This window comes from Neisseriaceae bacterium (assembly GCA_016864895.1).
GTDB lineage: Bacteria > Pseudomonadota > Gammaproteobacteria > Burkholderiales > Neisseriaceae > QFNR01.
Map to the genome: position 1 here is coordinate 577715 of CP046107.1, position 12689 is coordinate 590403.

Sequence of the window (12689 nt, forward strand, 5' to 3'; positions counted from 1 at the left end):
CTCTTATGAAAATCCTACAACTTCGATTCAAAAATCTTAATTCTCTATACGGAGAGTGGCAAATTGATTTTACTCATTCAAATTATGATTCTGATGGTATTTTTGCCTTAACCGGACCCACTGGTGCAGGGAAAAGCACTATTTTAGATGCTATTTGTTTAGCCCTTTATGCTGAAACACCTCGTCTAGGTAAAATCACTAAGAATAATAATGAAATTATTTCCAAAAAAACCACTGAATGTTATTCTGAAGTAGTTCTTCAGACACAAGAGGGTGTCTATCGTGTACATTGGGCACAACATCGTTCACATAACCGAATTGATGGTACTTTACAAACTCCTAGACATGAAATAGCACACTTCGGTACCAATCGAATTATTGACTCTAAAATTAGTCAAGTTCCCAATATAGTGGAACAAAAAACAGGTATGGATTTCAATCGCTTTACCCGTGCTGTTTTATTAGCTCAAGGACAATTTGACCAATTTTTAAAGGCCAATACTGAGCAAAAATCAGAAATTCTAGAACAAATAACAGGTACAGATATTTATTCAGAAATATCCATACAGGTATTTAAACGATACAAAGAAGAAAAAGAAAAATTACAACAAATTAAAGATAAAATTAATCTGATCAAGGTATTAGATAGTCATAAAGAAGAAACATTACGAAAAGATCTACAACAACACACCAATAACATAGAATCACTACAAGAAAAAATAAAATCTGTAGAAGTTACCCTAGGATGGTTAAAGGGTGTCACCAATCTCCGGCTAGAGATACAAGAGATTAACACTCAAATAAAGAAGCTAGATTTAGCTATTCAGAACTTTGCACCACAAAAAGAACACTTAGATTGGGCTCAAAAAGCAAAAAAATTAAGTATAAGTTATCAATACTTGCGAGGTTTACAACGAAAAATTAAAAGTAATAAAAAAGAATTACAAGAAAAAAGTACTGAATTAGATAAAACTAAATCATTATTAGAAAATGACAATCAAATCTTATCTAAGCAGACATTAAAACTAAAACAAGCACAATCTGACTATCACAAAAAAATTAAATTGTTTACAGAAGTACGTCATATAGACAATAAGTTACAAAAAGATCAAGGAATTATCCATCAAATTCAAAATGATTTAAATACAAATCAAAAAGATTTAGAAAATTTAAATCAAAAATTGACTGACATATCCCAAAAATTATGGCAGAGCGAACAGTCTTTGAACACACTAAATGACTTTTTAGATCGCCACCAATCAGATGAATCATTAACTAAAGAATTAAATGCAATAGAACAAAACATCACTCTTTTACACCAAAAACAAGAAAATCACAAAAAATATAGAGATCAAGAAAAAATATATTGGCAGCAAATAACCGACAAAGCCAAAGAAATTGATCCAGTAATTGCTCAATATGACGACAAAGTCAGATCACAAGAATCTATTAAAACCCAGATAAAAAAGCTAAATCAAGAATTACAATATTTATTGGCTGGGCAATCTTTAGCTTTCTACCGCAAACAGAAAGAATCTTTATTGCTACAAGCCAATAAAATTCAAGATCTAGATATAGAACGCAATCAACTAATAGATGGGGAGCCTTGTCCTTTATGTGGTGCTACTCATCATCCATATAAAATAAATGGGAGTAGTATACGCCCAGAAATTAACAATACAATAGAAACGTTAAATCAATTGATCCAACAAGCTGAAAGCCTAAAAGATAATATTGATGACAATACGCAAATTCTACAAAAAATCTTTGAAAGCAAAACAAAAATAGAGTTGAAAAACCAGGAATTAAATCAGGAATATCGCGATCTACTGAATAAACAAGCCAATATTCAACACAGCATCAACTTAACTGAATCTGAGATCAAACAATTAACAGAAAAAATAGCCAATGGTTTACAGATATACAACACACCTTTTGACGCCACACAAAGTTCAGTTATATTAACCTCATTGAAAAGCAGAGTAACTCTGTGGGAGAGCAAAAAAAAAGAAAGAAATGATGTAGAAAGAATTATGCAGGAACAGTTTTTAACTCAACAAACCATTCAAATTGATCTAAAACATAAAAAGCAAAGAATTCAGAATCTAAAAGAACAGTACGATGAACTATACCCTATCTATACACAAAACTATATGGAGCGCAAGGGCTTATTAGGACAAGATGACCCAAACATATTAGAACAACAACTTGAACAAGATCTACATACATTGGAAGAAGATCATCGATCAATGACTAATAAAATCCAATCATCAAAGGAAAAAGCACATATATTACAAGGCAATATTGAATCTCTCAAAAAAGAAATTGGCAGTAATGAGGATGAGTTTGTCCAAGAAAAAAACTCCTTTTCTTGGGCATTGCAAGAACAGGGGTTTAGAAATCTTAAACATTTTTTAAATAGTGTACTCACTGATGAGGAAATAAATAGATTACTTGAAAATGAAAAAAATATTTATGATCAAAAAAATAACTTAACCACTCAATACAAAGACAGAAGCGAACGTCTTGCTCAGGAGTTAGAAAAAAATATGACCAATGACTCTATTGATACCTTAAATTCTCGCATTAAAATTATTAATACAGAAATAAACAATACTAATCAAATTATTGGCAGTATAAAAACTCAATTAAAAACTAATGAAGATGCTAAACAGTACCACCAAAAAGAACAAGGCTGTTTACAACTACAACAACAAGAATTTGAAAAATGGGATTTACTGTGTAATTTAATTGGTTCGGCTGACGGCAAAAAATATCGTAATTTTGCCCAAAGCCTAACTTTTGAATTAATGGTTGCCAATGCCAATATACAATTACAAAAGATGAATGACCGCTATTTACTTATTCAGAGCAAACAAACTCCATTAACACTAGATGTCATTGATAACTATCAAGCTGGAGAAATGCGTTCAAGTAAAAACTTGTCTGGTGGAGAAAGTTTCCTGGTCAGTTTAGCACTCGCCTTAGGCTTATCTAACATGACAAGTCAAAAATTCAAAGTAGATTCTTTATTCCTAGATGAAGGATTTGGTACTCTTGATGAAGACACATTAGACGCTGCTCTAGAGACTCTTGCCAAACTAAAACAGGAAAATAAATTGATAGGTATTATCTCTCATGTACCCGTACTTAAAGACAGAATCATGACTCAAATCGAAGTTAAGCCAAATTCTGGTGGTAAAAGCATACTAAAAGGACCAGGGGTTAAACGTTTTTAACTTCATATTTAACTCTAGTAACGCTAATTCCCCCCCTCACTCAAATTAGTTTTATTCTATGAATGAATAGGGGTCTATACCTCAATTCATTAGCTTCCTCAGCATAATTACAGAATAGATTTTTACTCCCACTTATCACTCCTAATTTGTTGGAGTGTATAAGCTTTGGCTATATTAACATCAGGTCTTAATTCAAAATGATCATCCAAGATATATGTGTGCTACCTGTACAACTTTATCTAAAAATCCTTGGATACTCTACCTGAATTTTACAAGAACGCTCAATAGTATAATTTTCTCCTACATTGTTCAACTGTCCATTATTAAGTTTTAGGATCTAAATTAATTTGAGCTATCATAATTAGCTTACCATTGCTTTCTATTTTAAATAAGCTGTTGTACGGTACCGGTACTTTTAACCATTTCCTAATCAGTTGACTAATATAATTTCTCCGGAAGGCTTTCAATCAAATTGATTTTGTTTAGAACATACTACTATCATCGACAATACAATGACAATAAAAATTTCCTCATTAGGTGCTCCTTATCAGTTTGTCTACCGTGTTTGGATTGTAGATAAGCCTAACTTAAATTGGAATATTTTGAAATGAAAGGATTTTAAATATGAAAAAATCAACTAAATTTTTAAGTCCATTAAGCTGTATAGCAATGCTCCTAGGTACGCAAATGCATGCGTCATCACCACAACCTCTTTCAAAAGAGGTCTATGCAGATATAGTCAAAAAATTTGACGAGGATCCTAGGCTATTTCCATTTGGTGAATTTTCATTCGGCGGCGGTCCAAAAATCTTCAGGGGAAGGTGCCCGGTATCCCTCGTCATATGCATAAAAATAGAATCCTTTATTCCCAAATAAGGATTCTTTATTTTCGGTTGATGTACCCAAAACTAGAGCTAACATAGTTCTCCCCTAGCTTTAATTAGAGAGAGCATTTAAACAACAAAAGGAGATGAATTGTGCAGACTCAGCCAATAGATAGCTCTCTCTAATTACTTATTCTCCTACTTGTCATTACTACATCGATTTTAAATAACTGGACAAATATTCATTGAATTTTATAACTGTTATTCAATAAAGGCAGTAGTTTAAAACTTTTAAGCATTAAATATTTTGATCAATTCCTGATAGAATAATACAGTATTAAATTTATACTGGGCTGATTATGAATTATATTTTAATTATTGTCTTTTACCTTGTGCTCTTTTTAATGTATTGGTTCTTACCTGAAAAATGGAGTCTATCTAGAAAAATACTTCTAGGTCTAGTGATAGGACTGGTTTTTGGTTTGGTTCTACAGGCAATTAGTCCATTGGTATTTGAAAGTATTAACTTAAAAAAAACACAAGAATGGTTCGATATTGTTGGTAAAGGTTATGTTACTCTATTACGAATGGTAGTTACACCATTGGTGTTTATTTCTGTTCTCTCTGCTATTACGAAACTATATGATGTTGGCTCATTAGGGAAAATGGCTTTCATTTCCATTGGCTTACTTTTATTGACCACTGCTATCGCTGCGGTAGTAGGCATTTTTTACGCTCTGGTATTTAATCTAAATGCTGAAAATTTGGTACAGGGTGTTCGTGAAAGTAGTCGTTTAGCTACACTGCAAAATAACCATATCAATCAAATTATTGATCTATCTATTCCTGAATGGATTTTATCTTTATTACCCCAAAATCCTTTCTTAGATATGGAGGCTGCAAGACCTACTTCCATTATTAGTATTGTTATTTTTGCTGTTCTATTAGGAATTTCTGCCCTAAAAGTTATGGAAACCAATACCACACAAGGAAAGTTCTTATTTGACTGCATTGATCTGGTTCAAATATGGGTCATGAAATTAGTTCGGCTTATTCTACAATTAACACCTTACGGTGTAATGGCCTTAATGACGTCCATGGTTGTCACAGCCAATAAAAATGATATTTATCAACTAGGTAGTTTTATTGTTGCCTCTTACCTAGCCATTATAAGTATGTTTTTAATACATGGCTTATTATTGGCTGTAGTAAAAATATCCCCTATCCGATTTTTTCAAAAAGTAAATCCAGTGTTAGCTTTTGCCTTTAGTAGCCGTTCTAGTGCCGCTTGCATTCCCTTAGAAATAGAAACCCAAACTCGAAAACTAGGTGTGCCACAATCAATTGCAAGTTTTGTATCCACATTTGGCGCTACCATTGGACAAAATGGTTGTGCTGGTATTTATCCTGCAATGTTGGCGATTATGATAGCACCTACTGTTGGCATCAATCCATTAGATGGTTGGTGGCTACTAACTCTAGTTATTATTACAATGTTAAGCTCAATTGGTGTTGCGGGTGTTGGTGGTGGTGCTACATTTGCTGCTTTAATTGTCTTAACTACCATCAATTTACCCATTACTATAGTTGCACTCCTAATATCAATAGAACCATTAATTGATATGGGAAGAACAGCTCTTAATGTTAGTGGTATTATGACTGTCGGTACTCTTACTTCGAAGATACTCAATATCTGGCAAAAAGATACTTTTGACAATCATACTGCTTGACGACTTCTAGTGATATTTTTATGTATACACTTATCATTCCCCCTAACTCTAAAAAATGGAGATTTACAATGACAATGTAATATGCTTGTTAAATTCTTTGTAATGGCTGGGAAATGACCTACACTGTTTCAAGTATTGAAACAATTATCAACTGACATGACTTTAGCTAACATTCGCCTAATGTAACATTAAAACTATTTAAAAACTATCACAAAACATTTAAATGCTATTTATCAACATATAATCTTACAGACTATTCATCAATTTTAAAAAGGTCACAACTCAATTGATATCAATTTTTACGATAAAAAACTATCTATGCAAATAAAAGTCGGGTATAATTCCCACCAAGAAATCATGGGCTGGTAGCTCAGTTGGTAGAGCAGTGGACTCTTAATCCATTGGTCCAGGGTTCGAGCCCCTGCCGGCCCACCAAGATTAATACAATGATTCATTTATACAGAAGTAACCCAGAATCGTAAAATAGAAAACTTACTGTTAAAGTGATTTAACTCCAGATGCTACCATTAAACAGAGAGTTTTGTAATATCTTTATTTTAAATTACTTATTGATTGGATCATTATCCAGATAAATGGCTAAATCTTTTTATTATCCATGACCAATGAGAAATTCAGACAAGACTTAGGTTGTGAGTATGTTAAATTTCCATATCATTCTCATATAACAAAATACCCACCAACCATCACCCCGTTATCCTTTTATAGTGTAAAATTGTTATTTTAGAAACTCTCGTATTGATTCAGTTTTTTCTACTAAAATTGCTCCAGATTGCCTCATTTGTTCAACTGCTAGTTCAATCGTCTTGTTAGTAATACCCCTACATGCAGCCAAATTAACTATTACCTTCCATTGCTTAGAGTATTCTAATAATTGGAGTACTGTACTTTTCACACAATAATCTGTAGCTAACCCACCTATCAACAAAATATTTGCATCCTTAACACTTAACCACTCTAGTAAACCTGTACTAATTTTTTTATCCAAATCGTGATAACAAGCACCATAAGGATGCATATCATTTTCTAAGCCCTTATAAACGATAAAATCATACTCATCAGACATTGGTAGCCCTGGTAAGGTTTCAAATCCTTCACTCCCGACCAAACAATGCGATACCCAAGTCAAATTAGCATTTTTATAGGATAAAGGTCGTAACATCTCTTCAGGTGAGCTAACAATCCATACAGCATTAGAACTATGTGCATCTTTCGTTAATACTCGAAAATCAGAAAGGGTTGCCTGATAATTTAATTCTGTGACAATTGATAAGGCATCTTCCACAGGTAATTCATTAGGACACAAGGAAGAAAAGCCTTTTTGTACATCTATATCAATGGTAACAATGGTCACAATAACCTCCATCTAATAAACCTAGCTGTTCTAAGAGCGGATCCACTTTTGGTCTCCTACCTCTAAAAGCGATGAATGACTGCATTGCAGGCCTAGCTCCCCCTTTAGATAATATTTCTTGCCAAAATTTTCTGCCCGTTTCTGCTCTATTACCCGATTCTAGGAATGCTGAATAAACATCTGCAGATAATACTTGTGCCCAAATATAGCTGTAATAACCTGCACTGTACCCTCCTGCAAAAACATGCTCAAAAGATTGAGCAAAACGATTATAGTCGGCCTGTGGTACAACAGAAATTTCTTTGCGTACCTCTTGCATGATGTTATCCCAATTACACGGTTGTTTATTCTGTGAATAAATTTGCATATCAAATAAAGCAAATTCCATCTGCCTTAACAAAAACATTCCTACCTGAAAATTCTTCGCTTGTCGCATTTTATCAAACAAATTTCTAGGTAAAGTTTCTCCTGTTTCTTGATGTTGAGACATAGCTTCCAATACATCAAACTCCCAAGCAAAGTTTTCCATAAATTGACTTGGCAATTCAACAGCATCCCACTCCACTCCAGAAATACCTGACACCCCCAATTCATCAACTTGTGTTAGCAAATGGTGCAAACAATGTCCCATCTCATGAAATAAAGTAATAATTTCTTCATGATTCAGATAATTTTTTTCTTGTTTTGGAGCAGGCGTAAAATTACAAACTAAATAGGCAATCGGTAACTGAATTCGATTAGATTTTTTCCATCTTCCACAATAATCATTCATCCAAGCACCGCTTTTTTTACCACTACGAGCATACAGATCCATATACACACTACCTATTTCTTGCTCATTTTTTAACAATCGAAAATACTTTACATCTGGATTCCAGACTGGTCGTTTCTCTTCTTCAAAATAAACACCATATAACTCATTAATTAATTTGAATAACCCTTCAATAACTTGATTGGATTCAAAATACTTTTTAACTTCTTCTTCTGAAAAAGCATACTTCCTTTCTCTCAATTTTTCACTTACAAAAGCAATATCCCAAGGTAATAATTCATCCAAACCTAAATCATCCTTAGCAAACTGTTCTAATTCCTGTATCTCCAACATCGCCACAGGTTTGGCCTTAGTGACAATATCTCTAATAAATTCAATAACCTGATCTGAATCATCAGCCATCTTAGTCGCTAAAGACATACTGGCATAATCAGGATAATCTAATAATTTTGCTTGTTGCTCACTTTTAACTAATATTTGATTAATATTTCCAGTATTATCCCATTGACCTTTATCAAATAATTCACTTGCTCTTGTTGAATAAGCATAATGTATTTTCTTTCGTAGTTCTCTATTTTCAGCAAATTTCATTACTGACAAGTAATAGGGTAATTGAAGTTTTATGTGATAGCCCTTATTTCCATGCTCTTGAGCTGTACGTTGAAACAAATCTAGATCACTTTTAGGAATTCCCTTTAAGTCTGCTTCCTCTTCAAAATATAGGCTAAAAGACTCTGTTGAGTCTAAAACGTTTTGACTAAACTGACTAGCCAACATGGATAACTGCGAATTCAGTTCCGCAAACATATTTCTCTCTTCTACCTGTAGGCAAGCCCCTGATAACTCAAAATCTCTTAAATCATGTTTTAACTTTGCTTGCTGTTCATTGGTAAGATTATCAAAATTATTTTTTTTAATTTTCTTAAAAATTTCAAATAATTCTAAATCCTGTGATACCTCGGTATAAAATTTTGAAACGAACGGAATCATCTTATTGTATTCATTTCGCCAACTCTGCGTATCCTTTACAGAATTCATATGAGTAACTACCCCCCATGCCCTACCAACTTTTTCCAAAGCTTCTGTTAGAGGATCCATAACATCTCCCCAATCAACCGAATTAATACTTTTAATTCTGGTTATTTCCTGGCGAGCTTCCATCATTAGCTTTTTTAAATTACTTTCTATTTCACTTGACTGTAGCTCATCAAATTTTGGAACTTCATTTAAATTTAACAACACATCGTTCGACAATTTTTTCTCTCCTTAAATAATTACATAACTACATTGTAATATACTTCCTCACAATTCCTTATGTAATGAAATCAATTTATTTATCTGTTTCTTATTACTGTATAACCCTTCTTATAAAAAATTTTACAAATCTATTATTGATTTTAATCAGTGATAAATGAAGTTAACTCTAATTGAATCAACCCGTTTTCTAAAAAACTATCTCATTAATTTATAAAATTTTTTTTCTACTAGCTAAATAATCCTTAAAGATATAGAATGGATGTATTTTAGTTAATTTAGCTTAAAAAGGAAATTGAACTTATGCAAAAACAACATTTGCTTACTATTAGTTTGATGTATTTGATGTTATTAGCTTGTCAACCTAAAGATTCAGATGTGAATAATACTGATAATCTACCCATAAATGAGCAAACTACTTATCCAAATAAAATTCAAAAAGCTCAGCCAATAACATTAAAATTAAATGGCCAAAGATGCCAATCTATTGATAAAGAAAAATATTGTGATGAAATCATTATTCGAACTGATAGTTTTAAAAATGTGGGGTTAAATAATTATGTTTACCAAACTATTACAGGAAGCGAAAACAAACTAGATAAAGATTTAAAAACTGCACTAACTGACTATATCAAAAATCAACTAAAGGAATTAACTTTTCAGCAAAAAGATACTGGAACTGGTCTTTATACTGAACAAAGTAGTGATGATTTTCAATTAGTTAACAATAATGCCAACTTTGCTTTTTTTAAACACGAATATACTGCATACACAGGAGGTATCCACCCTAATACTTCTGTGCACAATCTAGTTATTGATCCTAAGTCTTATAATGATATTCTTTTAGACAATATGTTCTTACCCAATGGGCAAGATAAGCTGTGGCAATTGCAGCAAGACGCTATATTGCAAACGCTATTATCAATAGGAGATGCGTCAGAACAAGACGTTAAAGAATTAATGTCCAGTTGGGATATTAAATTAAATAAGAATTGGGGTTTTGATAACAATAATTTACTCTTCACCTACTCTCCCTATGAAGCTGCACCTTATTCTTATGGCGTAATTGATATTGCCATTCCAAAAGAAAAACTAAAAGATATCATCCAACCTAAATATCTGGACATGATTTTTAATGATTCTAACCACAGTAAAGACAGGAAAAATCAATAAAATAGTGATAAATAATTGATTTTTAAAATAAACAACCAATATATAGAGAAACAGCTAAGACACAATCTCTCCTATACTTTGGTTGTTTCTTGAAAATCACTTAAGAAATATTTTTCTGAGTGGTTTTCATTTTCTGCCTTCTAAAAAAATCTTCTTGGAACATAGCCATACGAATAACAGTATGGTAACTGCCATTACTAAAATACTCATCAACCAGTCGGCCTTCTTTAATAAAGCCTGCATTTTCATAAATATACATAGCTTTTTTATTCTCTTCATCCACCACTAAGTATAATTTGTGTAAGTTTAAAACTGAAAAGGCGAAGTCTGAAATTAAATAGACAGCCTCTTTGGCATAACCTTTGCCTTGATGTTCAGGAGCAATAATCAACGCAAATTCCGCAGAACGATGAATATAGTCAATCTCCATTAATTCTACTAAGCCAATTTTCTGATCATTGTGTTCCAGTATAAACCGTCTTTCAGATTGATCATGAATATGTTTATCGTATAATTCTTCTAATTCAACATAAGCCGCATAAGGCTCTTCAAACCAATATCTCATAACACTTTGGTTATTATCTAATTTATGCACGTATGGTAAGTCAACTCGTTCTAATGATCTTAAAACTACTTGACTTGAACTATGCTCATCCGACATGTATATCTCCTAGTCATAATAACTTAATGATTATAGACGATAAACTTTAAATTGGATACTCTCAAAATGGATACCATATATTGAATTTAATTTTAAACATGCTACCTGACAAGCTCAATCACGTACTTTCTTAACCGAGATATAGCGCAGTCTCTCTCGAAATATGGATACAAGGAAGCCAGAGTATACAACACTCCTACATTATTTTGTCTAGCTATTTATTCGCACCAATGTCTGAACTTTAATCTAAATTTTTTAATCAACAAATATTTTTCAGAAAAAAAACCGAAATTATATGAGCTATTTCGTAATGTTGTGAACTTCTCACACTACTCTGTAGCTTCATTTAAACTTAACCCACCTTCCAAACCTCATTGGAAATGGGTTATCATTGAAATAAGCTCTGACCCTAAGAAACAAGGCACTGACAACCAAGAAAGCTGCTAAAACATTATGCAACAATTACAATTATCACAATGTTGAATATGACTTAGGCTTATATCCTTGTTTAATTCTCTGTTCTAATTGATAATTCTCTTGTGATAACTGTAATAACTTTTGCTCTAATTGCCAATATTGCTCGGTACCTTGTTGGCTCGTTAATAATTGAAAAACAGTTTGATAATATTGTATTTTCATATTTTGTAAATACTTAAAATCCTCATCTTCAATAGTCAATGCATGTAGTTTAACAAGGATATCAGAAATAATTTTAATTGCTTCATCTCTATTTTTTTGAGGAAGTATTCCAACTGTCATTATGTCTGCCTCATTTAGAACATTCTGTAACTCAGTCCATTCATCAACAGACACTTTTTCAGAACAGGCAAATAAAAATGTCACCATTATCAATACAAAATTTTTCATTTTCTACTTCAATATCCCTACATCTTAAGATTAAAATTCAGTTGGGATCATTTCAATAAAGAAAATACTCACTGTGACTAGTTATCACTAAAGCTATTTTTTTGAAAACACTTCTTTTGCTAACTGTGCATAGTACTCAAAAGCATTTTTGGCACCTTTTACTACCTGCTGATAAACCTCATTATCATCAGTAACTGTATTAAATAATCGAACAAACTCCCTCCAATGTTTTCCCCTACCCTCTGGGTGTGGTGACAAATGCCTTGCACCATACGTTTCGCTCATTCCTATATTTTTAGCACCTTTTAGTAAAAAAGCAGCACCTAAATTAGAACCCTCTGCACAATACAACCAACCAATGGCTTCAACTGATTTAGGTTCAGGTAAAGAATCAATATCAAATTTATCAATACCTAAATCTTGCATATCTTCCTGAACTTTTTTATATCGAGCCAACTCTTTCAAATTAGGTATTTTTTCATTCAACTCTGGATCAAAATAAATATCATCAACAATTCTATGAAAAATCTCTTGTAATTGTAGAAATTTCCCATAGTTTTCCTTATTCAAAAAAGGCTCTAAACTATTAACCAGATTATCTACTTTTTCATGTTCTATTCTAGTTTGCTCTCTTAATATTTCTGCCAACGCACTAGTTTCAGACATATTGCCGTATTCAGACATTACAACTCTCCATCATTAATATTAGCGGTATTATAATTGTTATTAATACTAATCACAATAAATTACTTTAAATAAAAAATACTCAGTCACCTCTATATTGACTATTATGAAAT

General features: G+C 32.4%; 9 protein-coding genes and 1 tRNA gene. 5 read left to right on the top strand and 5 right to left on the bottom strand.

The genetic code is table 11. The features are described from left to right. Positions 1-5: 5 nt before the first annotated feature. The 4 genes from GKC53_02415 to GKC53_02430 all read left to right on the top strand — a co-directional run bounded on the left by GKC53_02415 (position 6) and on the right by GKC53_02430 (position 6228). A complete protein-coding gene (locus GKC53_02415) occupies positions 6-3239 on the top strand; it encodes an AAA family ATPase (protein QRN41006.1) in 3234 nt (1077 codons plus the stop codon). Between the two features lie 624 nt (positions 3240-3863). Then, positions 3864-4115 (top strand): hypothetical protein, encoded by a 252-nt coding sequence (locus GKC53_02420; protein QRN41007.1) that lies wholly within the window; start codon positions 3864-3866, stop codon positions 4113-4115. Between the two features lie 307 nt (positions 4116-4422). After that, positions 4423-5793: a cation:dicarboxylase symporter family transporter gene (locus GKC53_02425; GenBank protein QRN41008.1), complete on the top strand. Its 1371-nt coding sequence runs from the start codon at positions 4423-4425 to the stop codon at positions 5791-5793. A 359-nt stretch (positions 5794-6152) separates the two neighbouring features. After that, a tRNA-Lys gene (locus tag GKC53_02430) sits at positions 6153-6228 on the top strand. A 301-nt stretch (positions 6229-6529) separates the two neighbouring features. Here the strand turns inward: GKC53_02430 and GKC53_02435 are convergent. Both GKC53_02435 and GKC53_02440 read right to left on the bottom strand, forming a co-directional pair. Continuing rightward, positions 6530-7177 carry an isochorismatase family protein gene (locus tag GKC53_02435; protein QRN41009.1) on the bottom strand — a complete coding sequence of 216 codons (648 nt, stop codon included), beginning with the start codon at positions 7175-7177 and terminating at the stop codon, positions 6530-6532. Continuing rightward, positions 7146-9101: a M3 family peptidase gene (locus GKC53_02440; protein QRN41818.1), complete on the bottom strand. Its 1956-nt coding sequence runs from the start codon at positions 9099-9101 to the stop codon at positions 7146-7148. The genes GKC53_02435 and GKC53_02440 overlap by 32 nt, the downstream gene beginning before the upstream one ends. A 393-nt stretch (positions 9102-9494) precedes the next feature. Here GKC53_02440 and GKC53_02445 point away from each other — a divergent pair, with 393 nt between their 5' ends. Further along, the gene (locus tag GKC53_02445; GenBank protein QRN41010.1) at positions 9495-10364 is read left to right on the top strand and encodes a DUF3298 domain-containing protein; all 870 of its coding nucleotides are present in this window, start codon (positions 9495-9497) and stop codon (positions 10362-10364) included. Between the two features lie 100 nt (positions 10365-10464). Here GKC53_02445 and speG read toward each other — a convergent pair whose 3' ends face one another. The 3 genes from speG to GKC53_02460 form a co-directional block, all read right to left on the bottom strand. After that, on the bottom strand, positions 10465-11025 hold the full coding sequence (gene speG, locus GKC53_02450) for a spermidine N1-acetyltransferase (GenBank protein QRN41011.1): 561 nt from the start codon (positions 11023-11025) through the stop codon (positions 10465-10467). A 471-nt stretch (positions 11026-11496) separates the two neighbouring features. Next, entirely contained in the window at positions 11497-11892 is a 396-nt protein-coding gene (locus GKC53_02455) for a hypothetical protein (protein QRN41012.1), read from the bottom strand. Between the two features lie 93 nt (positions 11893-11985). Continuing rightward, a complete protein-coding gene (locus tag GKC53_02460; GenBank protein QRN41819.1) occupies positions 11986-12558 on the bottom strand; it encodes a biliverdin-producing heme oxygenase in 573 nt (190 codons plus the stop codon). Between the last annotated feature and the right edge of the window lie 131 nt (positions 12559-12689).

Excerpts from the sequence above, each read along its gene's own strand:
- GKC53_02435 (QRN41009.1), bottom strand. The coding sequence starts at position 7,177 with ATGGAGGTTATTGTGACCATTGTTACCATTGATATAGATGTACAAAAA.
- speG (QRN41011.1), bottom strand. The coding sequence starts at position 11,025 with ATGTCGGATGAGCATAGTTCAAGTCAAGTAGTTTTAAGATCATTAGAA.
- GKC53_02420 (QRN41007.1), top strand. The coding sequence starts at position 3,864 with ATGAAAAAATCAACTAAATTTTTAAGTCCATTAAGCTGTATAGCAATG.
- GKC53_02460 (QRN41819.1), bottom strand. The coding sequence starts at position 12,558 with ATGTCTGAAACTAGTGCGTTGGCAGAAATATTAAGAGAGCAAACTAGA.
- GKC53_02445 (QRN41010.1), top strand. The coding sequence starts at position 9,495 with ATGCAAAAACAACATTTGCTTACTATTAGTTTGATGTATTTGATGTTA.
- GKC53_02440 (QRN41818.1), bottom strand. The coding sequence starts at position 9,101 with ATGATGGAAGCTCGCCAGGAAATAACCAGAATTAAAAGTATTAATTCG.
- GKC53_02455 (QRN41012.1), bottom strand. The coding sequence starts at position 11,892 with ATGAAAAATTTTGTATTGATAATGGTGACATTTTTATTTGCCTGTTCT.
- GKC53_02415 (QRN41006.1), top strand. The coding sequence starts at position 6 with ATGAAAATCCTACAACTTCGATTCAAAAATCTTAATTCTCTATACGGA.
- GKC53_02425 (QRN41008.1), top strand. The coding sequence starts at position 4,423 with ATGAATTATATTTTAATTATTGTCTTTTACCTTGTGCTCTTTTTAATG.